The 25,532-nt window shown below is 43.7% G+C and carries 21 protein-coding genes; all 21 read left to right on the forward strand.

The features are described from left to right. The 21 genes from cooS to ACZ449_RS04225 all read left to right on the forward strand — a co-directional run bounded on the left by cooS (window position 1) and on the right by ACZ449_RS04225 (window position 25,532). The gene (gene cooS / locus ACZ449_RS04125; protein ID WP_464259799.1) at window positions 1-1,950 is read left to right on the forward strand and encodes an anaerobic carbon-monoxide dehydrogenase catalytic subunit; all 1,950 of its coding nucleotides are present in this window, start codon (window positions 1-3) and stop codon (window positions 1,948-1,950) included. A 76-nt stretch (window positions 1,951-2,026) separates the two neighbouring features. Then, a complete protein-coding gene (acsB, locus tag ACZ449_RS04130) occupies window positions 2,027-4,153 on the forward strand; it encodes an acetyl-CoA decarbonylase/synthase complex subunit alpha/beta (RefSeq protein ID WP_464259800.1) in 2,127 nt (708 codons plus the stop codon). 130 nt (window positions 4,154-4,283) lie between these two features. After that, on the forward strand, window positions 4,284-5,627 hold the full coding sequence (gene acsC / locus ACZ449_RS04135; RefSeq protein ID WP_464259801.1) for an acetyl-CoA decarbonylase/synthase complex subunit gamma: 1,344 nt from the start codon (window positions 4,284-4,286) through the stop codon (window positions 5,625-5,627). A gap of 78 nt (window positions 5,628-5,705) precedes the next feature. Beyond that, entirely contained in the window at window positions 5,706-7,676 is a 1,971-nt protein-coding gene (locus ACZ449_RS04140) for an ASKHA domain-containing protein (protein ID WP_464259802.1), read from the forward strand. A gap of 45 nt (window positions 7,677-7,721) precedes the next feature. After that, the gene (locus tag ACZ449_RS04145) at window positions 7,722-8,477 is read left to right on the forward strand and encodes an ATP-binding protein (protein ID WP_464259803.1); all 756 of its coding nucleotides are present in this window, start codon (window positions 7,722-7,724) and stop codon (window positions 8,475-8,477) included. Between the two features lie 21 nt (window positions 8,478-8,498). Next, on the forward strand, window positions 8,499-9,467 hold the full coding sequence (cdhD, locus tag ACZ449_RS04150; RefSeq protein ID WP_464259804.1) for a CO dehydrogenase/acetyl-CoA synthase subunit delta: 969 nt from the start codon (window positions 8,499-8,501) through the stop codon (window positions 9,465-9,467). A 92-nt stretch (window positions 9,468-9,559) separates the two neighbouring features. After that, window positions 9,560-10,351: a methyltetrahydrofolate cobalamin methyltransferase gene (locus ACZ449_RS04155; protein WP_464259805.1), complete on the forward strand. Its 792-nt coding sequence runs from the start codon at window positions 9,560-9,562 to the stop codon at window positions 10,349-10,351. Window positions 10,352-10,383: 32 nt separating this feature from the next. Continuing rightward, window positions 10,384-10,977: a 4Fe-4S dicluster domain-containing protein gene (locus ACZ449_RS04160; protein ID WP_464259806.1), complete on the forward strand. Its 594-nt coding sequence runs from the start codon at window positions 10,384-10,386 to the stop codon at window positions 10,975-10,977. Continuing rightward, a complete protein-coding gene (locus tag ACZ449_RS04165; protein ID WP_464259807.1) occupies window positions 10,974-11,837 on the forward strand; it encodes a CoB--CoM heterodisulfide reductase iron-sulfur subunit B family protein in 864 nt (287 codons plus the stop codon). The genes ACZ449_RS04160 and ACZ449_RS04165 overlap by 4 nt, the downstream gene beginning before the upstream one ends. A 115-nt stretch (window positions 11,838-11,952) precedes the next feature. Beyond that, a complete protein-coding gene (locus ACZ449_RS04170) occupies window positions 11,953-14,790 on the forward strand; it encodes an FAD-dependent oxidoreductase (RefSeq protein WP_464259808.1) in 2,838 nt (945 codons plus the stop codon). 2 nt (window positions 14,791-14,792) lie between these two features. Next, window positions 14,793-15,200, forward strand: coding sequence for a hydrogenase iron-sulfur subunit (locus ACZ449_RS04175; RefSeq protein ID WP_464259809.1), 408 nt, complete (start codon window positions 14,793-14,795; stop codon window positions 15,198-15,200). Between the two features lie 21 nt (window positions 15,201-15,221). Next, complete coding sequence (locus ACZ449_RS04180; RefSeq protein WP_464259810.1) at window positions 15,222-15,899, forward strand: methylenetetrahydrofolate reductase C-terminal domain-containing protein; 678 nt, start codon at window positions 15,222-15,224, stop codon at window positions 15,897-15,899. Continuing rightward, a complete protein-coding gene (locus ACZ449_RS04185) occupies window positions 15,896-16,849 on the forward strand; it encodes a methylenetetrahydrofolate reductase (protein ID WP_464259811.1) in 954 nt (317 codons plus the stop codon). The genes ACZ449_RS04180 and ACZ449_RS04185 overlap by 4 nt, the downstream gene beginning before the upstream one ends. A gap of 263 nt (window positions 16,850-17,112) precedes the next feature. Then, window positions 17,113-17,637, forward strand: coding sequence for an NADH-quinone oxidoreductase subunit NuoE family protein (locus tag ACZ449_RS04190; protein ID WP_464259812.1), 525 nt, complete (start codon window positions 17,113-17,115; stop codon window positions 17,635-17,637). Beyond that, window positions 17,625-18,926 carry a complex I 51 kDa subunit family protein gene (locus tag ACZ449_RS04195; protein WP_464259645.1) on the forward strand — a complete coding sequence of 434 codons (1,302 nt, stop codon included), beginning with the start codon at window positions 17,625-17,627 and terminating at the stop codon, window positions 18,924-18,926. Before ACZ449_RS04190 ends, ACZ449_RS04195 begins: the two co-directional genes overlap by 13 nt. A 2-nt stretch (window positions 18,927-18,928) precedes the next feature. Next, a complete protein-coding gene (locus ACZ449_RS04200; RefSeq protein WP_464259813.1) occupies window positions 18,929-20,674 on the forward strand; it encodes an NADH-dependent [FeFe] hydrogenase, group A6 in 1,746 nt (581 codons plus the stop codon). Between the two features lie 122 nt (window positions 20,675-20,796). Beyond that, window positions 20,797-21,399, forward strand: coding sequence for an aminodeoxychorismate/anthranilate synthase component II (pabA, locus tag ACZ449_RS04205; RefSeq protein WP_464259814.1), 603 nt, complete (start codon window positions 20,797-20,799; stop codon window positions 21,397-21,399). Beyond that, window positions 21,399-22,805, forward strand: coding sequence for an aminodeoxychorismate synthase component I (pabB, locus tag ACZ449_RS04210; protein ID WP_464259815.1), 1,407 nt, complete (start codon window positions 21,399-21,401; stop codon window positions 22,803-22,805). The genes pabA and pabB overlap by 1 nt, the downstream gene beginning before the upstream one ends. Before the next feature lie 20 nt (window positions 22,806-22,825). Next, the gene (locus ACZ449_RS04215) at window positions 22,826-23,671 is read left to right on the forward strand and encodes an aminotransferase class IV (RefSeq protein WP_464259816.1); all 846 of its coding nucleotides are present in this window, start codon (window positions 22,826-22,828) and stop codon (window positions 23,669-23,671) included. Between the two features lie 4 nt (window positions 23,672-23,675). Further along, complete coding sequence (gene fdhD / locus ACZ449_RS04220) at window positions 23,676-24,473, forward strand: formate dehydrogenase accessory sulfurtransferase FdhD (protein ID WP_464259817.1); 798 nt, start codon at window positions 23,676-23,678, stop codon at window positions 24,471-24,473. A gap of 33 nt (window positions 24,474-24,506) precedes the next feature. Next, a complete protein-coding gene (locus ACZ449_RS04225; protein WP_464259818.1) occupies window positions 24,507-25,532 on the forward strand; it encodes a molybdopterin-binding protein in 1,026 nt (341 codons plus the stop codon).

Genomic DNA, 25,532 nt, shown 5'->3' on the forward strand with positions numbered 1-25,532 from the left:
ATGTCCGAATACAACACAATCGACGTGGCAGCCACCCAAATGCTCGACAAAGCCAAAGAAATCGGCTTTTTATCAACATTTGATCGTGCCAAAGCTCAAGAGCCTCGCTGTACTTTCGGTAATACCGGTATTTGTTGCCGTATTTGTTTGCAAGGCCCTTGCCGTATACTGCCTAAAAAACCAGGTGGCAACAAAGGTATCTGCGGTGCACGTGATTACACTATCGTAGCCCGTAATACTGTACGTTATATTGCCGGCGGCGCTGCTGCTCACTCCGACCATGGTCGCGAAATTGCTGAAACTTTCTTGCATGTTGCTGAAGGCAAAGTTAAAGATTACAAGATAACTGATACTAATAAACTTATGCAGGTTGCTAAGAATGTTGGTGTTGAAACCGAAGGCCGCGATGTAATGGCAATTGCTAAAGATATTGCCTTGCTTGCATTGCAAGAATTTGCTGAAGTAGATGAATCTAAAGAACTTACATGGATTACTAAGTACTCTAATGAAACCAGAAATCAAAAGTTCCGTGATACTACTATTATGCCTGCAGGTATCAATCTTAGCTTGGCCAAATTGCTGCACCAAACTCATATTGGTGTTGATGCTGACCCAGTTAATATTATTTTTGGTGGTCTGAAGGCTGCACTTAGTGACGTGGCTGGTGAACATCTTGCTACCGACTTATCTGATATTATGTTTGGGACTGGTGTTCCAGTTGTTACGGAAGCCAACCTAGGTGCTATTAAAGCAGATAAAGTTAATATTGCACTCCATGGTCATAACCCACTCTTAAGCCAAATAGTGGTTAATGCTGCTAAGGAAATGCAAGATGAAGCTAAAGCTGCTGGTGCTACTGGTATTAACCTAGTTGGTATCTGCTGTACTGGTAACGAAGTGCTTATGCGTGAAGGTGTTCCTATCGCTACTAACTTTGCTACTCAAGAATTAGCTATCATGACAGGCGCTATGGATGCAATGGTTGTTGACGTTCAGTGCATTATGCCAAGTATTCGCACAGCAGCTGAATGTTATCATACTAAGATTGTTACTACCATGCCAATTATGAAGATTCCTGGTTCTTATCACATGGCATTTGATGAACTTCACGCTATGGATAGTGCCAAAGAAATCATTCGTCTGGCAATTGATGCCTATAAAAATCGTGATGCAGCGAAAGTTTGCATTCCTAATATTAAGAATACCGTTGTGGCTGGTTTCAGTATGGAAGCCATGTACAACATATTCAGAAAAATTAACCCTGAAAACCCTATGCAAGTTGTAATTGATGCTATTAAAGCTGGTGAAATTAAAGGTGTCGCTGCTCTTATCGGCTGTAATAACCTCAAAGGCACGCATGACCAAAACCACACTGTTATTGCTCAGGAATTGGCTAAAAACGATGTATTCCTGCTTGCCACTGGTTGTTCTGCTCAGGCTCACGCTTTAGCAGGTTTAATGAATGGCGAAGCTGTGAAAAAATATGCCGGCGAAGGTCTGAAAAAATTCTATGCGCGTTTAAATGCGGCAGCTGGTTTAACTGTCGAATTGCCGTTGATGTTCCACATGGGATCTTGTGTTGATAACAGCCGTGTTCAAGATTTCGCTACAGCTATGGCTAACGAAATGGGCGTGGATAACGCTGATATTCCGTTTGTTGTTAGTGCTCCGGAAGCTATGTCTGAAAAAGCTGTTGCTATCGGTGCTTGGAACGTTGCTTACGGTAACCCGACTCATGTTGGTGTTATTGCCCCAACTGTTGGTAGCCAACTTGTTAATGATGTTGTTACCAAAATTGCGGAGGATGTATTTGGCGGTTTCTTCTTCTGGGAACCTGATGCAAATAAAGCTTCAGCTCGAATGGTTGACATTCTGGAAGAACGTAATTGGAAAAATGCTATGCGTAAAAAAGCCCGTGATGCAAAAGAGGCTAATGCTGACTCTAACTAATCAGCGTTTCGGACTATGTTATCAGCTACTCAATAGATAATAAGAATTGACTCTATGAAGGAGGACGAAAAATAATATGTCTATGGAGCTTTTTAAAGGCGCCTATGAAGGTGCTGTCACAGCTACCAGTTATGCGGAAATTCTTCTGACAAAAGCCATTAAGGTACACGGTGCTGACTGCCCGGTTAAATATCCTGATACTGCCTACAGACTGCCGGTAATTACTGCTCTGAGTGGTGAAGAAGTTAATACTATTGGTGATCTTGCCCCAATTCTTAATAGAATTCGTACTACTAATATCCGTGAAGAACTAACTTTGGAAAATGCTAAGCTAAATGGTGAAGCTACGCTTTATGCTGCTGAAATTATTGAAGCTTTGCGCTATCTCAAGGGCGCAAAACCTGATGTATTTCCGTACTGCGGCTTCGTTACTGACCCTATTCTTCGTAAATTCGGCGTACCTTTGGTTGACCAAACTATTCCTGGTGTTGCTGTTATTGTTGGTAAAGGTAAAGATAGCAAATCAACTGCCAAACTGGTAAAAGAACTCCAGTCCAAAGGCATCATGATTTTCTTGGCTAACGAAGTAATCGAGCAGTGTATTGAAGAAAACGTTAAAATCGGTTCTGAATTCATTACCTTCCCGGTTGGTAACTTCACCCAGGTCATTCATGCGGTTAACTTTGCTTTTCGTGCTGGTCTTGCTTTCGGTGGTATTCCTGCTGGTCAGCGGCAACGGGCTATCGAATATCAGGCAAAACGCGTATTTGCTTTTGTTATCCAGCTTGGACCTAATGATGTTGTTAAATTTGCTGCTGAATTCGGCGCTATGTTCATGGGCTTCCCGACAGTTACCGATCAGCCGGTAGCCGAAGAAATTCCTGACTGGTATCAATCCGAACCAGACTATGAAAAAATCGGCAAGCTTGGTCTTGAAATGCGCGGCATTAAAATCAAAATTGTTGATATCCCGGTACCTATCACTATTGGACCTGCTTTCGAAGGCGAAACCATCCGTAAGAAAGATGCCGCTGTTGAGTTCGGTGGTGGCCGTTCTACTAGCTTTGAGCTTGTTCGGATGTGTGGTGTTGATGAAGTTGAAGATGGTAAAATTGAAGTTATTGGACCAGAAATTGATGAAATGCCAGAAGGCAGCGTATTCCCGCTAGCCTTTATGGTTGATATCTATGGCCGTAAAATGCAAGAAGACTTCGAAGGCGTACTTGAACGCCGCATTCACTACAACCTGAACTATGGCGAAGGTTTGTGGCACGTAGCACAACGTAATATGATGTGGGTGCGTATTGGTAAGAATGCCAAAGCTGCTGGCTTCAAAATCAGAGACTTTGGTGAAATCCTGATTGCGAAATTCAAATCTGATTTCCCTGCTATCATTGACCGCGCACAAGTTACTATTATTACCGATAAAGATGTTATTGAAGACAAAATTAAAATTGCTATTGATAAATATGCTACCCGTGATGCTCGTCTTAAAGGTCTTACTGATGATGTTGAAACATATTATTCTTGTTTGCTCTGTCAATCATTCGCGCCAAATCATGTATGCGTTGTGTCGCCGGAACGCTTAGGCTTATGCGGTGCTGTTAGCTGGCTTGATGCAAAAGCATCCAATGAAATCAATCCACTTGGCCCAAATCAGCCGATTGAAAAAGGCGAATGCCTTGATGCTGAAAAAGGTCAGTGGAAGAACCTTAATGACTTCATTTATGCTAATTCCCACAGCACGGTCGATGCCGTAAACTTCTATACTCTTATGGAAAGCCCGATGACGTCTTGCGGGTGCTTCGAAGCTATTATGGCGATATTGCCGATGTGTAATGGTGTCATGATTACTACTCGTGAACATGGTGGCGAAACTCCTTGCGGCATGACCTTCTCCGCTTTGGCTGGTACTTGCGGCGGCGGTATGCAAACTCCTGGTTTCATGGGTCTTGGTCGTCGGTACATTACCAGTAAAAAGTTTATCAAAGCAGACGGTGGTCTTGCCCGTCTTGTCTGGATGCCGAAAGAACTCAAAGAATTCTTAGGCCAAGATCTCATTGACGCTGCAGTAGAAGCAGGTCTGGGTGCTGATTTTGTAGATAAGATTGCTGATGAAACTGTTGGTATTAGCGAAGACGAAATCCTCCCATTCTTGGAAGAAAAACAACATCCGGCTCTGAAATTAGATCCGATGATGTAATAATTTCACCACAAATCTTATTTTAAGGCAGAACTCGGGGCACATTATGATAGGGAATTTAATAACATTCAGATGTGTCCCGATTCTCATATATTATTTAAAGTTCGGATATTCGAAAGGAGAAGAGAAAATGGCATTAACAGGTTTGGATATTTTCAAACAACTGCCCAAAACAAACTGTAAAGACTGTGGTTCACCTACCTGCTTGGCTTTTGCAATGGCAATGGCTAATGGTAAAGCATCTCTTGATATGTGCCCTCATGCAACTGAGGCCGCAAAAGAAACTTTAGGTGCGGCTACTGCACCACCAGTAAAAACTGTAAAAGTTGGTGTTGGTGAGCAAGAAGTTGTATTAGGTGACGAAACCGTCCTCTTCCGCCATGATAAAACTTTCTATCATCCTACTGCTTTAGCAATTCAAATTTCGGATACTTTGTCTGGCGCAGAACTTGACGCCAAAATTGCCAAAATCAATGAACTGGTACTGGAACGTGTTGGTCAAACAGTTGCAGTTCAATTTGTTGCTATTACTAACTGCTCTGGCGATGCTGCCAAATTTAAGGCTGCTGTTGAGGCTGTAGCTGCTAAAGCTAATTTTGCTTTATTGTTAGCTGGCGATGCGGCTGCTCTTGAAGCTGCTGTTCCTGCCGTAGCTGCTAAGAAACCTCTTATTCATGCTGCTACTGCTGAAAACTGGGAAAAAGTTGTCGCTCTTGCAAAAGCCAATAACTGCCCAGTAGTAGTAAAAGGCAATGGTCTTGATGATACTGCTGCTTTAGTAGAAAAAGTAGCTAAAGAATATAAAGAAATTGTCATTGATTTTGGCAATACTGCACCAGCCAAAACTCTTGGTGAAATGGTTAATGCCCGTCGTCTGGCAATCAAAAAGAAATTCCGTCCGTTTGGCTATCCGATGATTGCTTGCACTTTAGCTACTGATCCGAAAGAAGAAGTAATTGAAGCTGCTACTTATGTTGCTAAATATGCCAGCATCATTTGCATGAAAGCTGACGAAAAGCATCATCTGTTACCTTTAATGGCATGGCGCATGAACATCTACACTGATCCACAAAAACCAATGGCTGTTGAGGCTAAGGTTTACGAAATCGGTGAAGTTACTCCTGATTCCCCGGTATATGTTTGCACTAACTTTGCTCTTACTTACTTTGCTGTTGAAGGCGAAGTTGTGGGCAGTAAAATTCCAGGCTACATTGTAGCTGTTGATACTGACGGTGCTTCGGTTCTTACCGCTTGGGCTGCAGGTAAATTCGTTGCTGAGCCTATTAATGAGACTATTAAATCATTCGGCATTATGGATAAAGTTAACCATAATAGCATTGTTATCCCTGGCTATGTTGCGATTATCATGGGTAAACTGACAGAAATATCTGGGTTAGACGTAATTGTTGGACCACAAGAAGCTGTTGGTATTCCTGCATTTGCAAAAGCTCGTTATCCCCAACTTTTGAAGTAATAACTTCTTTCCCCTTTTTTGTATCTGAAGAAAGATCACAGCAACCTTGGTCCAACTAATCAGGAGGGTAATTTAAGGATGAGCAAACGGTTCGTAACATTTCTTCCCGCAGGAGTACAAGTGGAAGTAGAGTCAGGCACTGACCTGCTTACTGCCGCAGGTCAGGCTGATATTGAGATAAAAGCCCCTTGTGGTGGTGACGGTACGTGCGGCAAGTGTGTAGTTCAAATTAAGAGCGGCAGTGCCAAAGCCAGAAGAGACAGCCATTTAGCAGCAAGAATTGCTGAGAAAGGACTCAATCTAGCTTGCCAGACCTTAGTTCAGGACGAAGATTTAGTAGTAGAAATACCTAAAACCTCGGCTATGAGCAAACATCAGGTGCTAGGCGAAACTACTTCAGCAGGCGTTGGTATGTCAGATGCTTTAAGTAACTATTTATTACACGTATGGCAGCTTAAAGAATTACTACTGGAAAAGCAAGAAAGCCCTCTTAATGGTTATCCACTCAATCCGCTTTGTCGTCGTATCCGGCTAACTTTGCCTGTTGCTAACCTGCAGGATAACCGTGATGACCTTAACCGCCTGACCATGGCTCTTAAGAAAGAAACTAAGTGTACGGACATTCATGTTCCTCTTTCGATTATTCAGAAGTTGGCAGAAATTCTCAGGGTTGATCAGTTTAAAGTAACTGTACTGCTATCTGAGATCGGCGGTAAGGCGGAAGTAATTGATGTAGAGCCTGGTCATGGCCATCAGCCATTATATGGTATAGCTGTTGATATTGGCACTACTACTGTAGTAGCCTACCTGCTTGATCTCGAAAAAGGTAGAGTCGTTGATACCGCAGGAACACATAATCGTCAAGCTCGTTTTGGCGATGATGTCATTAGTCGCATCGTATATGCTGTCGAAGAAAAGGATGGGCTTAAAACCGTTCATCAAAGTATCATTGACACTATAAATACGCTCATTATGGATTTGTTGGTGAAACAGAGACATGTTAAAGAAACTGATATACGCGTTATGATGACAGCTGGCAACACAACCATGGCGCATTTGTTTTTGGGGATTCCCCCAAAATTCATCCGCTTGGAGCCCTATATTCCAACAGCCAACATCTATCCAGTTGTTAAGGCACGGGAATTAGGACTAAGAATTAGTCAGGACGCTCTCGTGTTTACTTATGCGTCAGTTGCTAGTTATGTTGGCGGTGATATCGTTTCCGGTACTTTGTTTACAGGCATGGGTAATGAGGATGCGCCAATATCACTCCTGATTGATATTGGTACAAACGGCGAAATGGTATTAGGTGCCGGTGATTGGTTGGTAACTTGTTCTTGTTCGGCTGGCCCAGCATTTGAAGGGTCAGGAATAATGTTCGGTATGAGGGCCATGCATGGTGCCATTGAGCGTATGCAAATAGATCCTCAAACCTATGAAGTGGCATATACCACAATTAACAATGGTAAGGCAATTGGCATTTGCGGTTCTGGTCTTATCGACTGCCTGGCAAAGCTGAGAAGCACGGGTGTTATTGATCGTGCTGGTAAGTTTCAAACCAGCCTGTCGACTGAACGGATGCGAATTGGGGAGACAGGACCCGAGTTTGTGCTTGCTTGGCGGGAAGACACCGATATTAATCGTGATGTCGTTATCTGTGAAGCGGATGTTAAAAACCTGCTTAGAGCTAAAGGCGCGGTGTTTGCTGGGATTCGCACACTCTTAAATGTAGTCGGTTTCGAGCTTGACAGTATCGAAAACATTTATGTAGCTGGCGGATTTGGCAACTATCTCAACATTCCTGACGCTATCGCTATTGGACTATTACCTGATATACCTGTTGAAAAATACAAGTATGTCGGTAATACCTCGGCTAAAGGTGCCTGTATGGCACTATTATCCCAGGAGGCATGGCAGGAAGCCAATAATCTGGCAGGTAAAATGACTTACATTGAGTTGTCGGTCGGAAATCTATTTATGGATGAATTCATCTCATCCCTGTTTATACCTCATACTGATTTGACTTTATTCCCAAATGTCAGTCTTTAACTACAATCTAGCTGGGTTTGGGAGTAATGAAAGGAGTTTTAAGACATGGCAAAACAAATAGCAGTGGCAGGAAAAGGCGGTACAGGTAAAACTACATTTACCGCGTTACTTATCCGGTATCTGGTTAAAAACAATAAGGGTTCCATTTTGGCAGTTGACGCGGATGCCAATGCCAATCTGAATGAAGCCCTAGGGATGGAGGTTGAGCAAACAATCTCTGAGTTGATAACCAGTACCAAGAATCCCAAGAATATTCCTGCCGGTATGACCCAGGAGACATATATTGAATATAAACTCCAATCGTCATTGGTTGAATCAGATTATGTGGATATGCTGGTGATGGGCGGTCCTGAAGGTCCTGGATGTTATTGTTTCCCTAATAATCTGCTTAAAGGTTATATGGACAAACTTGGCAAAAACTATGGCTATGTACTCATGGATAATGAGGCCGGCATGGAACACATCAGTCGCCGGGTAACTCAGGATATTGATTATATGTTTGTAGTCAGCGATGCTTCGGCTCGTAGTATTCGGTCTGCAGGCCGCGTACGTCAACTTGTGGACACACTCAAATCAGATGTAAAAAACATTTATTTGATTGTTACTAAGACGCAAAATGACGAAGATCTTGCTGCTTTGAAAGGCGAGATTGATAAAACCGGTCTTAATCTAATCGGGGTAATTCCTTATGATCCCCAGGTAGCTAAATTCGACTTATTGAGTCAGCCACTGTTTGATTTACCAGAGGATTCGGTGGCTGTACAGGCGGTAAACGCCATTTGTAAAGAAGCACAAATCTAAATGTTTGGAAGGAGCGTAACTATGGCAACTAATATGTTGAAAGAAAGATATTCCGGTAAAATTAATACCGTTACCATTGGTGCAACCAAAGAACAGGGTGGCACTCGTACTAGCACAGTAACCGTTGGTGGCGATTCCACAATGCCATTCCTCCAATTTGAAGGTGAAATGCCTTTAAAACCAGTTGTAGCAATGGAGATTCAGGATATCAATCCTAATTGGCATCCAGTATTGAATGATGTGTATGCCGAAGTTATTGATAATCCGGTAGCTTGGGCTAAAAAATGCGTAGAATTCGGTGCTGACCTGATTTATATCAAACTGGCCGGTGCTCATCCTGATAATGGGAATAAGAGCCCAGAAGATTGCGCCAAAATAGTTAAAGATGTACTGGCTGCAGTAGGCGTGCCTGTTATCGTTATCGGTTGTGGCGATGAAGAAAAAGACAACGCTCTTCTGCCTGTAGTTGCTGAAGCCGCTGCTGGCGAAAACCTGTTAATTGGTTTGGCTAAACAAGACAGCTACAAATCAATTGCTGCTGCTGCTATGGTTCATAAGCATAAATTGTTGGCTCAAAGCCCGCTTGACATCAACATCTGCAAACAGCTTAACATTCTTATTTCTGAACTTGGCTTAGCTCCGGAAAATATTATCATCGACCCGGCTACTGCTGCTCTTGGCTATGGTATTGAATATACCTATTCCATCCTTGAACGCGGCCGTCTGGGCGCTCTTCAAGGCGATAAAATGTTGTCAATGCCTGTAATTTGCCAAGTTGGTTATGAAGCATGGCGTGCTAAAGAAGCTTGTGCTACTGAAGAAGATTTCCCCAACTGGGGCAACCAAGCAGAACGCGCTATCCTGTGGGAAGCTATGACTGCTGCTGGTCTTTTACAAGGCGGCGCTCATATCATGGTACTCCGTCATCCGGAAGCTGTTCGCCTCTTTAAGAAAAATGCTGAACAATTAATGATTAAACCTGAAATCTAAGTCTCAACAGCTTGCTAGGATTCCAGTAAAACATCTTAATGCTAAACTAAAGGTTCCCAAAAAAAATAATATTATTGAGGGGGATTTTATTAATGCTTATCATTGGCGAAAGAATTAATGGTATGTTCAAAGACATCGGTCTGGCTATCCGGGAGCATGACCCGAAACCTCTACAAGAATGGGCTGTTAAACAAAAAGAAGGCGGCGCTAGCTACCTTGACGTAAACACTGGACCTAACTCCGAAGATCAAACAATCGATCTTCCTTGGATGATTAATGTTGTAAAAGAAGTTAGTGACCTGCCGCTGGCTATTGATACTACCAACTATGATGCTATGGAAGCCGCGCTTATAGCTTACGGCAAACCAGGTGCATTAATTAACTCCATTGGCTGCGAGCAAGAAAAAATTGATCGCGTTTTCCCAATGGCTGCTAAATATCAAGCCGATGTTGTATGCCTGTGCATCAATAAAGTAGGTATTCCTAAGAGTGCTGAAGACCGTGTTGCTATGGCTATGGAGTTTGTTGCCAATGCTGAAGCATATGGCTTGCAACCGGATAATCTGTTTATTGACCCGATTATTTTGCCAGTTAACGTGGCTCAAGAACATGGTGTTGAAGCTTTAGAAACTATTCGCCAAATTAAAATGATTTCCAATCCTCCTCCGAAAACTACTGTTGGTCTTTCCAACATTTCACAAAAAAGCCCGTTTCGTCCGCTTATTAACCGCACCTTTGCTGTAATGGCTATGACTGCTGGTTTGGATTCGGCTATTTGCGATGCTAATGATGAAGCGTTAGTAGATGCGATTGCTACTGCTCGCTTAATCCTTAATCAAGATATTTACTGCGACTCCTACGCTAAGGTGTTCAGACAGCGGTAATACCGCTGGGTTTACGCCAGGAAAGGAGGTCAATGATGTCAACGGTGAAACAACCTACTAAAGATAAAGCTTCTTTCTGCCAGGAAATCGAGGAGAAGTCTCATCAGCCGATCAGTTCATGCTATCATTGCATGAAATGTGCTGGTGGCTGCCCGATAAACTTTGTCATGGAACATAACAATTATGAGATATTACGTATGATTCAGCTAGGAGAAAAGGATAAGGTTTATAAATCCAATACTCCTTGGCTCTGCGTTGGCTGTAAGACTTGCGCCGTAAGGTGTCCGAACGGTATTGACACTTCTAAGGTTATGGATACCATTAAAATGGAAACCATGGCTGAAGATAAAATTCCGGCCAGCCATTACAACATAAAATTATTTTATGAATTGTTTCTTGATTCCATGAAAGGGTTTCCGATAATCGGTGGCGAAGGCCGGGGTTATGAAGTTGGTCTCATGGGACTTTACAAATTCTGTACTGGAGACTTTTTTACGGATATGGATCTGGGCAAGGAAATGACAAAACGCGGTAAGATGCCATTTTTACCTCATAATGCCCTCAAACGGCGGAAGGGTGAAATCAAGAAAATATTCCAGAGAGCAAAGGAGAAAAAGGCGCCATGAAATTAGGCTATTATCCGGGATGTTCGCTTCATTCAACTGCGGCAGAATATAATATGGCCACTGAGGCTGTATTTGATGCCCTGGATCTTGAATTAGCTGAACTTCCAGAATGGAATTGCTGTGGAGCTACCGCAGGTCACTCTACAGATCGTTTTCTCGCGCTTGCTTTGCCGCTCAGAAATCTTGTCATTGCTGAAGCCGAACAGCAAAAGGAGTTAGTTTTGCCTTGTGCTGCTTGCTATAACCTTGTAAAGGCTGCTGATCATTATGTGCGTGAAGGTACTCCGGAAGCTAACGATGCTAACGAAGAACTGAAAAACATAATGGGATCATCCTACAATGGTACAGTCCATGTTACACATCCGCTGGAAGTTATCATGAGGAAAGAAATTGTCGGTAAAGTTAAGCCCCAGGTTAAAAACCCTCTCAAGGGCCTCAAAATTGTTCCTTATTATGGTTGTCTGCTCACAAGGCCTACTTACGTAGCCTTTGATGATGTTGAGCAGCCGCAAGCGATGGATCAGCTAATGAATTTAGCTGGAGCCGACGTAAAGCGGTGGTCATATAAAACTGACTGTTGCGGTGGCAGCTTGACTGTGCCTCGTACTGATGTTGTTTATGAGATAACCAAAAATTTGGTAACTGAGGCGCAACGAGCAGGTGCTGACGCGATTGTGACTGCGTGCCCTCTATGCCAGATGACATTGGAAACTCGGCAGAAAGAAATCAAAAATCCTATACCAGTATTTTTCTTCACTGAATTGCTGGGGATTAGTTTTGGTCATCCTCAAGCAAAAAAATGGATGAAAAAACATATTATTGATCCTATACCGCTCTTGACATCATTGCACCTGTTGTAACCATTATCAGAGAAACCGGCAGAACTAGTATATAGCGATGTCCGGTTTCTCTGTGGTTATATCAGCTGTGTGATGATGGCAAAATATGATATTTTAGCGAAAGGCAGTGAGAGCCATGCAAAAGGATGTGCTCGTTATTGGCGGTGGCATTGCCGGTCTGCAGGCGGCTCTGGAATTAGCTGGGGCAGGATACCCCGTTCATTTGGTAACAGATGAAGCAAATCTTGGTGGAAAATTAGTTGATTCTTCAGATAAAGACAAGCAGTCTGCTTGTGTATGGGGCGATCAGGTAAATATTTCCGCTTTGTATTTAGGTGGCAATCTTCATGCATCCAGTACGGTGTTGGGTTCACTTATTACCCGCGCCGCTAATAATCCACTTGTACGTATTTATACCAACAGTAAGCTAGTTGAGTTACAAGGGGATGTAGGTCACTTCCAGGCTACCATCAGCGATGCCCAAGCCGGCAAGCTCACCCAAAAACTTGTCGTTGGAGCGGTTATTCTGGCAGCCGGTTTCAGCATGTATGACGTCTCCCAAAAAGGCGAGTTAGGATACGGGTATTACAAAAATGTTGTTACCAGCTTAGAGTTTGAACATCTCTTATCCGAAAGCCGTTATCGCTCAGACTGTATCAGGCGCCCGTCAGACGGCAAATGTGCGGAAAAAATTGCTTTTATACAGTGTGTAGGTTCCCGGGATGTAGTGTCTAAGGGTGAATACTGTTCAGCTATTTGCTGTATGTTTACCGCTAAAGAAGCCATATTGGCTAAAGAATTTGCTCCTAAAACTGACGTTACCGTCTATTATCTTGACTTACGGGCATGCGGCAAAAACTTTGATACCTTTTTATCACGCGCACAGGAGTTAGGTACTAAATATGTGCGTAGTATGATTTCTGAGGTCAAAGAAGATCCGGTAACTGAAAAATTATCAATTAATTATGCTGCGGCTAGTAAACCGGTTAAAGAAGAATTTGATATGGTAGTATTGGCTGCAGGTATACGTCCGTCCACCCGGTTAAAAGAAACTGCTGGAATTTTGCAAGTACCACTCAATGAGTTCGGTTTTGTTCAGGCAGATCCACTTGATCCAATGGTAACTAAGCGTCCTGGCATTTTTTCAGTTGGTGGCACGCAAGGACCGCTTGATGTTCCCGAAACCATGGCCTTGGCAAGTGCAGCAGCTGCTGCTACAACCCAAGCTCTTGGTAAATCGGAAGGTCGTCCGGCCCGTAAACCAGTACCAGAACGTGATATTAGTAAGGAACCTGTTAGGGTTGGTGTGTTCCTGTGCAAAGGCGGCCTAGCTGCCATGGGGGCTGATGTCAATGCTGTGATCGATGCTGCTAAAAAAGAGGCAGATGTAACTGTTGTGGAATGTGAACAAGCAGTTTGTCAGCCTGAGGCAATTGCCAAGATGCAGAAATTGATTGCTACACAGGGTCTGAATCGTATTGTTGTTGCACCTTGTGTATTAAAGCATAACTTAAATCTATTCCAAGAAACAGCACAGGCTGCTGGTTTAAATCGGATGCTTGTGGAAATGGCGGCAGTGCCAGTTAAAGATTGGAAAAATAATGCAGATAAAGCTACCAGTGCTGCTGCTCAAATTACTAATCGTGCGGTAAGTGATGTCAAAACATATAAGCCGCTTAAATGGCATGCAGAGCCAGTGATACCTCATGCACTGATTTTAGGTGGCGGAGCTTCTGGTATGGCAGCTGCGGTTGCCTTAGCTGATCGAGGTTATGGCTGTACTATTGTTGAAAAAGCTTCGGTGCTTGGTGGATATGTCCGCGATCTTACCGGTAGTTTAGAGACAGAAGATCTCAAAAAAACCATTGATAATCTGGAAAAGCAAGTTCAGAAGAATGACAAAATTGAGGTTTTACTCAATTCTGAAGCGGTTGAGTTTAGTGGTCGCCAAGGTCACTTTATTACCACAGTGGTAATCGGCCAAGGTAAAACAACTAAAAAAATTGAGCATGGGGTAGTCATTATGGCTACAGGTACTACCACCTATGTTCCGTCCGAATATTTGTATGGTCAGGATCAGCGAGTAATTACCGGTGTTGAGGCTATGCATCGTTTGGCAGACGGACGTTTACCGGCTAAAGGTGAAGCTACTTATGTCTTTGTGCAATGTGTGGGCTCCCGTAATGAGGAGCATAAATACTGTAGCCGTACTTGTTGCGGGGAAACAGTATATGCGGCCACTAAGATTAAAGAGCAAAATCCTGCTGCCAAAGTATATGTTTTGTCACGTGATATCCGGACACCTGGCTATCTTGAACTGAAATACCGTGAAGCGCGAAAAGCTGGTGTAGTGTTTGTTCACTACGAAGAAGCCAATAAGCCTGTGTTATTAAAAGATAGTGCTGGTAATCTTGCAATGAAAGTCAATGATCCGCAATCAGGTCTTGAGTTAGATATTAAGCCTGACCAAGTCATTTTGGCTGTTGCGCAAACATCATCTCCAGATGCTGCGCAGATTGCCGACATCTTTAAAATCCAGGTGAATGATGATGGTTTCTTGTCAGAAACTCATTCTAACTTTGGTTCAATTGCCTTCCCTGGTGGCGGTATCTTTATTACCGGTGCAGCTCATGGGCCTAAATCAGTTGTCGAATGTCTGACTCAGGCTAAAGGGGTAGCTGGTCGTGCTGCTCGTGTCTTAGCTCAGCCTGCGCTGATGATGGGTGGTATGGTAGCTGAAGTAGAATGGGAAAAATGTGCCGCTTGCTTAACTTGTGTGCGGACATGTCCTTACACAATTCCGCAAATTACCCGTGAGAAAAAAGAAATGGGCGCTGCCTATATTCCACCTGCTGATTGTCGCGGTTGTGGCATGTGTGCATCAGAATGCCCGAATAAAGCCATTTTTGTACATCATTATGCAGATGATGAGGTACTGGCTCGGGTTAAGACCGCGTTGACGGAGGTGGGTTAATTATGAGTGATGTTAAAGTAGTAGGATTTGTTTGCCGTATGTGCGCATTAATTACCTCTGATCTTGGCCCACCAGCCGATGTTAATGTTACCATCGAGACCGTCGAGTTACCTTGCGCTGGTAAAGTTGACGGCAGACTGCTGTTAGAAGCGTTTGAAAAAGGCGCTGACGCTGTATTTGTCGCTGGCTGTCCTGAGCATGAGTGCATGAACGTGAAAGGTAGCTCTCGTGCCCGGAAACGTTTGGAGCACATCAAAGAAATACTGGATCAAGTAGGAGTTGGCGGAGAACGTTTGGTTATGTATAACGTATCTGGAACTCACGGTCCGCGTTTCGCCCAGATCGCCCGGGATATGGCCGGACTGCTTGAAAAGTTAGGTCCGAGTCCGCTTAAGGCCCGGAAGGCCTAGAAAGGAGACGAGTCAAGCGATATGATAGTTGCAGAAATCAAGCCAATTGAAGAAATTGCTGATTCCCTAAAAGCCATAAAAGGCGCGAAAAAAGTACTGGTTGCCGGTTGCGGTGGCTGTGTTACTGTATGTCTGTCCGGCGGCCAAAAAGAAACTGATATTATGGCCAGTGCCCTTCGAATGAAAATGGAAGTTGACGGTCAGCCTGTGCAAATTGAAACGGCTACCTATGAGCGTCAATGTGATCCTGAATATGTGGTCAGGTTTAAAGAGCAGCTTAAGGATGTTGATGTTGTTGTGTCCATGGCCTGCGGTGTTGGCGTGCAGTTCATGGCAGAAAACTATCCTGAGATCATCTTTGTACCTGGTCAAAATACTAAATTTGCTGGTGCTGCTGTTGAACATGGTATTTGGGAAGAACGTTGTATGCTGTGTGGGGAGTGTGTGCTTGCCAAAACTGGTGGCGTATGCCCGGTTATCCGCTGCTCAAAGAGTCTTATGAATGGACCCTGCGGCGGTTCACAAGGTGGGGTTTGCGAAATAAGCAAAGATACTCCTTGTGCATGGCAGCTTATCTATGACCGCCTAAAAGGCCAAGGACGTCTGGACATGATGACAGAAGTATTACCGGCTAAAGACTGGTCGAAAAACAGAGACGGCGGTCCTCGCAAAATTGTGAGGGAGGATGTACGGTTATGAGCGAAGTAGCTATTGATAAAGAAGCTGTCTTGAAAACAGACAGTAAACTAGAAAAACTGTACTCTCTGGGTCATTTTGTGGTGACAGGTGAGCTTGGGCCACCCCAACATTCTGAGGGTCATGAATTAGTGCATCATGCCAGTGAGCTTAAAGACATTGTTGATGGTTTTAACCTTACTGACAATCAGACTGCTATTGTACGGTTGTCCAGTATTGCTGCTGGTGTTCATGTTTTGAAGGGCGGCGGAGTACCGATTATTCAGATGACTTGCCGGGATCGTAATCGCATTGCAATGCAAAGCGATTTACTTGGTGCCTATAGCTTAGGAATTCGTGATGTTTTGTGCCTAAGCGGTGACCATCAATCGTTTGGTAACCATCCGACCTGTAAAAATGTATATGATGTTGACTCTGTGCAATTAATTGCCATGGTCAAAAAAATGCGTGACGAGAAGAAACTTCTGTCTGATGCTGCTATTAAGACCAATGAACCACGGTTTTTTATCGGCGCCGTAGAAAACCCGTTTGGTGATCCGTTTGAATTCCGGGCCATTCGTCTTGAAAAGAAAGTAAACGCAGGTGCTGACTTCATTCAAACGCAAGCAATATTTGATATTGAAAAATTTGCCCGTTTCATGGAAATGGTCGTAGCTCGTGGTATTCATGAAAGAACAAAGATTACCGCAGGTATTCTACCTGTACGTTCGGTAAAAGCGCTGCAGTACATGAAGAAGGATGTTGCTGGGATGGAAATCCCCGACAGCTTGATTGAGCGCATGAAGAAAGCCGAAGACCCGAAAAAAGAGGGTATCCAAGTGGCAATTGAACTGTGTAACCAGCTCAAGAAAATTCCAGGAGTAGCTGGTATTCATATCATGCCTGTTGGCTGGGAAGCAGCCTTGCCAGAAATTGTGAAGGGTGCAGGTTTCCTGCCGCGTCCCAAAGTTTAATAGCAATAAGACATGCCCATTATCTGGTTAAACAATGGTTGAAAAGGATAAGCTCAGGGAGAACTGTAGGGTCAACCCACAGGAAAAGTGGTTGACCCTGCATTCTATACATTATTGTAATATAAGAACCAATACAATCGAAATTGAGCAAATTTTCACAAAGTAAATAACTCATAGATATGATATAATTATTGTTGCTATCCTTAACGTGCTGGCTTATCTTGATAATACAAGATAGCAAAAGAAAGGGTGAGATAACAAGAATGTGTTGTTCAAAAGTCACAAAAGATCAGGCATTAGGAATTGTTAAACAGTATGAGCAAGTCATGGAAATTATCAATAAATATAATAAGCAAAAAGAACAGTTGTTATCGATTTTATTGGATATTCAATGCGCCTCCGGCGAAAATTATGTAGCCGAAGAATGGGCTGAAGTGGTAGCTCGTGAGTTAGAATTACCAATAAGCAAAGTCCATGATGTATTAACTTTCTACGCTATGTTTAGTATTGAACCACAAGGAAAGTATGTTATTGAAATTTGTAAGAGTACGCCCTGCCATGTAACAAAAGCGGATGCAGTTGTTAAAATGTTTGAGGATGTATTAGGTATTGGCCTCGGCCAGACTACACCAGACAACCTCTTCACGTTGATGCACACGAATTGCGTTGGCGCTTGCGACATTGGCCCGGTAGCCAAAATTGGCGAAGAGGTCTATGGTAACCTGACAGCAGCCAAGGTAGCTGAAATTGTTAATAGTTACCGGGGGGTGTCCTCATGTCAAAAATAAAGAAACTAGTTTCGACTAATTGTGGCGTAATTAGTCCTGATTCTGTTGAAGAATATGTGAAAGCAGGCGGCTTCCAAGGTCTCAAAAAAGCGTTTACTATGAAACCGGAAGAAATCATTGGTGAAGTTAAGAAAGCTAAGCTGTTAGGTCGCGGCGGTGCTGCCTATCCGGCTGGTTCTAAATGGGAACAACTCTTGGAAATTCCTGAGTTTCCTAAATATATTGTAATTAATGCTGACGAAGGCGAACCTGGTACTTTTAAAGATAAAATCCTGTTAGGCCAAGACCCGCTCAGAGTAATTGAAGGCATGGCCATTGCTGGTTATGTGTTTAACTCCCATGACGGCTACATTTATATCCGGGGTGAGTATCGAGCCATTCAAAAGGTGTTCCAAAGCGCCATTGATAATGCTGTAAAAGCAGGCTATCTTGGCAAAAATATTCAGGGCACCAATTTTGAATTCAATATTCATATTATGACCGGTGCTGGTGCTTATGTATGCGGTGAAAACTCAGCTCTTTTGAATTCGATTGAAGGCAAAGCTGGTCGTCCTCGTATTAAACCACCTCATTTAGCAGAAGTTGGCTTGTTCTTACTGCCAACATTAGTTAACAATGTTGAGACCATTGCGACCATTCCAACCATTGTTTTAGAGGGCGGCGAAAAGTATCTAAGCTATGGCACTAACGACAGCGGCGGTACTAAGCTAATTTGCTTGTCTGGTAATGTGGTTAACCGTGGCGTATATGAAATTCCCTTTGGTGTAAGCCTGAAAGATTGCATATATGACCCTGAACTGGGCGGCGGTATTCCTAATGGCAAGAAGCTTAAATTCTACCATTTAGGCGGGCAGTCTGGGCCTATTGGCAATGAAGCACAACTGGACACGCCGTATTGCTACAAAACGCTTAGAAACGCTGGTTTGACCGTTGGCTCAGGCGCAGTAGTAGTTATGGACGAAGATGTCTGTGTGATTGATTACCTAAAAGGTGTAACTGAGTTCTTTATCCATGAATCCTGCGGTAAATGCACTCCCTGCCGGGAAGGCAACAAGCAGATCTATGCGATTTTATGCAAACTTTCAACAGGAGAAGCCACCCAGGACGATATGGTTGTCCTTAAGCGCCTGATTAGTACTATGACCAATGCTTCTTTCTGCGGTCTGGGACAATCGGCGGCAGTGGCATTAAATACCTGCTGGAAACTCTTCAAAGATGAATTTGCAGATCACCTGAACAAAAAATGTCCGGCGAAAGTCTGCTTTACTGAACAGGAAAGAGGTGAGTAGTGATGGGTCATCATGCATCAGATCCTAATAAAATAGTAAATGTAACCATTGACGGCATTCCTGTATCATGCCCTGAAACCACCCTTATCCTGGATGCCGCAAAGCTGATTGGCATAGACATCCCAGTTCTATGCTACCATCCTGACCTTAAAGTACGCGCTACCTGTCGGGTATGCGTAGTTGAAGTTAAGGGTCAGAGAAAACTTAAGACCGCTTGCGGTAATGAAGTGTGGGACGGTGCCGAATTTATCACCAATAGCCCAGCTGTCCGTCAAGCCAGAAAAGATGTACTTGAGCTTATCCTGGCTGAGCATCCGCAGGATTGCTTACAATGCGTAAGAAGTACAAACTGCGAATTGCAAAAATTAGCTCGCGATTTTGGCATTAGTAAACCACTGTTTAAGAATGAGCCTAAAGCGTTACCAATTGAAGATTCCAACGGCGCAATTGTTCGTGACATGTCTAAGTGTGTAAAATGCGGGCGTTGTGTAGAAATGTGCCAAGAGGTACAGACAGTTGGTGCTATTAATACAGCCCACCGTTCCATTGAATATGAAGTAACTACTGCGTTTAATCGGCCATTGCAAGATACCACTTGTGTATATTGCGGACAATGTATTTCTGTTTGCCCAGTAGGCGCATTATATGAGAAAGATGAAACAGAAAAAGTATGGCAAGCTCTTGGTAATCAGGAGAAGCATGTAGTTGTTCAAGTAGCTCCGGCCGTAAGAGTAGCTTTGGGCGAAGAGTTTGGTATGGACCCTGGCAGTATTACTACCGGGAAAATGGTAGCCGCTCTTCGGCGGTTAGGATTTGACAAGGTATTTGATACTGACTTCTCTGCAGACGTAACCATTATGGAAGAAGGCAGCGAACTGTTAGAGAGAATGAGCCAGGGTGGTGTCTTGCCACTCATTACCTCCTGCAGCCCAGGGTGGGTTAACTTTGTTGAAGGCTTCTACCCTGAACTGTTGCCAAATGTATCGACCTGCAAATCACCGCAGCAAATGTTTGGTGCATTAGTCAAAACCTACTATCCAGAAAAAGCTGGCATTGATGCGAGTAAAATAGTTTCGGTGTCGATCATGCCATGTGTGGCCAAAAAACGGGAGAGCGCCCGTCCAGAAATGAATGACAGCGGCTATCGCGATGTTGACGTTGTGTTGACTACTCGCGAATTGGCGCGGATGATAAAACAATCAGGTTTTGATTTTACTAAGCTTGATAATGAAGAGTTTGATGACCCGATGGGTATTTCCACCGGTGCAGCTGTAATCTTCGGAACGTCCGGTGGCGTAATGGAAGCTGCCCTGCGTACTGTGTACGAAGTTGTTACAGGCAAAGAACTTGCCAATGTTGAGTTTAAAGATATCCGCGGCTTAACAGGCATAAAAGAAGCAGAAGTAGACCTTGATGGTACAAAAGTCAAAGTTGCTATTGCTAATGGCCTGAAGAATGCGCGTGTTATCCTTGATAAAATCAAAGCAGGCGAGTGTGACTATCAATTTGTAGAAATTATGTGCTGTCCTGGCGGCTGTATTGGTGGTGGTGGTCAACCTTGGGGTACTACCACAGCTACCAAAGAAGCCCGGATGGCTGGGCTTTATCAGGTAGACAGCGACAAAGCAATTCGCCAGTCGCATAAGAATCCGGCAGTTAAAGCATTATATGACGAGTTCCTGGGCAAACCACTTGGTCACAAATCCCATGAACTTCTGCATACTCATTATCAACCCCGTAATAAGTAAGGTTTTGTAACAGTAATGAGGACGGCTTTTAATATAGCCGTCCTCATTTTTTAAATAGAATATAATCAGCAGTTTGTGAGCAAGGACAGGCTGTGTTAAAATAGTGCCGAGGAGGTATGACCATGATAGTAATGATTGATAACTACGATTCATTTGTGTATAATCTTGTCCAATACCTTGGCGAAATGGGAGAAGATATCCGCGTTTATCGTAATAATAAAGTAACAATTGCTCAAATTGAAGAGCTCAGTCCGGAACATATTATTATTTCACCTGGACCTTGTACACCTAATGAAGCAGGGATCAGTCTGGACGTTATTCAGCATTTTAAGGGGAAAGTACCCATGTTGGGCGTTTGTCTTGGACATCAGGCGATTGGACAGGCCTTTGGCGGTGATGTTGTACGGGCAAATCGTCTGATGCATGGCAAAACTTCACTGATGTATCATGATGGTAAAGGCGTTTTTGCTGGCCTCGCGAGTCCACTTACGGCTACCAGGTATCATTCGCTTATTGTAAAAAAAGAAACGCTGCCTGATTGTTTCGAGATTAGTGCCCAAACCGATCTAGGTGAAATTATGGGTATTCGTCATAAGGAGTATGCCATTGAGGGAGTACAATTTCATCCTGAATCCATTCTCACACAAGACGGACATGCTATGCTAAAAAACTTTCTTGCTTTGAATCCTAACTGGATAAGCAAGCTGAAAGGGGTCAGCCGGTAATGTATCCGACACCGATGATTCGCGAAATAACTCTTACTTTGCCACCTGCTGAGATTTTTGCGCTGTTTGCCCAGCAGCCCTATAGTGTATTTTTAGACAGCGGTAAAGATAATAATGATATGGGCCGATATTCTTTTATTGCCCGTGACCCGTTTCTGGTATTTTCAAGCAAAGGTCAGACAATCCATATTGAAGAAAAGGGGAGCATTCGGACTTTTGCGGGTAATCCATTTGCTGAGTTAAAGCAGTTGCTGGCAATATATAAAACCCAAAAGGTCCCCGGGCTACCACCTTTAACAGGTGGAGTTATCGGTTATTTGGGCTATGATATGGGCTATTTATTAGAAGTTATACCGGAGCATAGTATCGACGATCTAAATAATCCTGATTGTATGTTAGGATTTTATGATACTGTGTTGATTTTTGACCACCATACGAACAAGGCTTATGTTGCTGCCAATGGTTTTCCGGAACAAGACGAATTACTCAGGCAGAAGCGGGCTGAAAGCCGCATGGAAGAGTTAGCGGCTTTGGTGGCTCAGGCTAAACCTTTACCTGTGCCTAAGCCACAAGTACCTAATGGCGATTATCAATCCAACTTTACTCACGAGGGCCATTGCGCGATGGTACAAAAGGGTATCGACTATATTGCTGCAGGGGATATTTTTCAGGTTAACCTGACTCAGCGCTTTAATGCCAAGGTGACAGTGCCGCCGTATGAGCTATATCGTTACCTTCGTCATATAAACCCTGCACCGTTTGCATCATATTTGAATTTTGGCGAAGTAACCGTGGCCAGTGCTTCGCCGGAACGCTATATGCTAGTTACCGGTGACAGGGTAGAGACCAGGCCAATAAAAGGAACAAACCCGCGTGGTGCAGATCCTGAATCTGACCAGTTACTTCGTGAAGAACTGCTTGCCAGTGAAAAAGACCGGGCCGAATTAGTTATGATTATTGATCTTGAGCGCAATGATTTGGGGAGAGTGTGTGAATTTGGCAGTGTCCGTGTGCCTGATTTAATCCGGCTGGAAGAGTATGCGACTGTGTTTCATCTGGTGTCAACTGTTGTTGGTAAACTGTCGCCAGGCAAAGATATTATTGATTTAATTACTGCCTCATTCCCGGGAGGTTCCATTACCGGCGCTCCCAAAGTACGCGCTATGGAGATTATTGATGAACTTGAGACAGTACGTCGTAATATTTACACTGGCTCAATCGGTTATATTGATTTTAACGGTGATGCCGATTTAAATATTGTTATTCGGACTTTTGTTATTAAAGGCGACCAGGCTTACTATCAGGTCGGTGGCGGTATAATAGCTGATTCGGTACCTGAACTTGAGTATGAGGAAAGTCTGGATAAGGCACGAGCACTGATGCAGGCATTAGGTTACCAGATCTAAAGTGAAAGGCGGCTGGCAGGATGATTATTTATTTTAATGGTCGGCTTATTTCAGCCGACGATCTTGTTGTTTCCCCCCTAGACCATGGGTTTCTTTATGGCCATGGTCTATTTGAAACGATGCGCACCTATAATGGAAATTTATTTAAAGGCGAGGTTCATTTTAAACGTCTTGCAGCGGCTGCAGCTATACTTGGCTGGCCGGAGCTTCCGTGTCAAGCCGAATTCACTGCTGCTATAAATAGTGTTCTTCAGCACAATAATCTCCAAGATGCTTCCATACGGTTGACCTTATCACGGGGAGGGGGGGCAGCTCGGCCTGATCCAGCTAGTTGCGGGTCCCTTACTATAGCCGTATTTGCAGCCCCCTTGCCACCGCCGCTACCGCCCACAGGGTGGAGTATTGCTACAGTCAATTTGCGGCGCAACCTGTCTTCGCCATTGGTCAGGATAAAGTCAGCCAATTATCTTGATAATATTTTGGCCAAAGCTGAGGCCAAAATACTCGGGGCGCAGGAGGCTGTTATGCTTAATACCGATGGTTTTGTAGCCGAAGGTTCCATGAGTAATATATTTCTTGTCAAGGCAGGCAGGTTGATTACTCCAGATGAAAATAGCGGTATTTTACCAGGTATCACCAGAAGTACGGTTATTGAGTTGGCTCAAGCAGAAAATATACCAATTGAGATTAGAAGGGTTAAGGAAGAAGAACTGGATGAAGCTGATGAAATATTTTTGACTAGCTCGATTATGGAGGTTATTCCTGTTAGGATGATCAATGGTCGTACTGTTGGCAATGACGTGGAAACTCCAGGGGTAATTACCGCGAAGCTTAGAGAATTATATCGAGAGATTGTAGCGGGGTGAGGATATGGATGCACTTAAAGGCACGGCCAATTATCCAGTTATTAAAGTTCGTGGACAGGAGATTGAAAAAACCGAAGAACCGGTAATTGAGGAAATACCGCTTACGATATATTTGAATGGTAAGGAACTTGTGACCATGTTAGCCGCTGCTGGTGAAGAAAATTATCTTGTGATCGGTTTTTTAGCAACAGAAGGCATTATCCAGAAGATGGATGATATCAAAAGCATTGATATCAACATAGCACAGGGGGTAATCCATGTTACCACAGTTTCTGGTGAAGTAGCAGCTGAAAAAATGTTTTTAAAGCGCTACCTGACAGCCTGTTGTGGTAAAGGACGCTCTGCTTTCTATTTTGCAAATGATGTATTAACAGCTAAGATTGTGAATACTGATTTGAGGATTACTCCAGGGGAGATTATTCGTTATTCTGAATTACTTGACGCTATGTCTGAAACCTTCCGGCTGACTGGCGGCGTGCACGGTGGTGCAATGGCGGCAGAAGGAAAGCTAATTTATTGGAGTCAGGATGTTGGGCGCCATAATGTTTTCGATAAGTTGTATGGACGCTGTCTGCTGGACGGAATTAGCACCCATAATAAAGTGTTGGTTTTTTCAGGACGGGTATCTTCGGAAATTGTGCTGAAAGTTAGCAAAATGAATATCCCGATTATTATTGCACGTTCAGCTCCGACTACGTTGGCTCTTGATATGGCTGAAGAACTTGGGGTTACGGTTATTGGCTTTGCGCGGGGTGAGCGTTTAAACATATATACCCATTCGGAACGAATAGCTGGACTCTAAGTAGAAAACTGAGAAGCAGGGGGAAATATATCGGTGGCACTAAAAAAAGTACGGATAAATGAAGCTGTTGGCATGGTACTAGGGCATGATATGACCAAAATTGTTCCCGGCGAATATCGGGGACCTGCTTTTAAGAAAGGTCATATTATTCGGGAAGAAGATATACCACATTTACTCAATATTGGGAAAGAACATATTTATCTGCTTGAACTTGGTGTGGAGCAAATCCACGAAAATGAGGCGGCGCAGCGGCTGGCTGCTGCGGTAGGGGGAACAAATACTTGTTTTGCAGGGCCTTCAGAGGGTAAGGTGCATATTGTTGCCGAACAGGCTGGTCTGCTGAAAGTAAATCGTGACGCTGTAACTAAAATAAATTCGGTCAATTATACTGTGTTATCGACTTTACATGGCAATAGACTGGTAAAGGCTGGAGAAACGTTGGCCGGAGTGAAGGTGGTACCATTAATAGCCGATATTCAGACAGTCGAGACTGTTGAGCAGATAGCGGGAAAGTATCAGGATATTATAGCCGTAAAACCGCTACAGCCCCTAAAGACAGGGATAATTACCACAGGTAATGAGGTTTTTTACGGGCGAATCCAAGACAAGTTTGGGCCTGTACTGCAGGAAAAGATAGAAACATATCAAGCAACTTACAGCGGCACTACTTTTCAGCCTGACAATGCTGAGGCAATTATGCAAGCTATTTTAGATCATGCTAAAGCGGGAGCTGAAGTGATCATTGTTACCGGGGGCATGTCAGTTGATCCTGATGATGTAACCCCAGATGCTATCAGGGCAACAGGTGCACAAGTTATTACGTACGGGACGCCAGTGTTGCCGGGAGCCATGTTTATGTTGGCTTATTTGGATAACATTGCGATATTGGGGTTGCCTGCCTGTGGCATGTTTTCCAAAATAACGGTGCTTGATTTAGTATTTCCGCGAATCCTTGCAGGCGAAAGGCTGAGTAAGCAGGATTTTGCGGAAATGGGCTATGGCGGCTTATGTATGGGCTGTAAGGAATGTTCGTACCCGTGTTGTCCATTTGGAAAGTAA

Source organism: Desulfosporomusa polytropa (assembly GCF_055380075.1).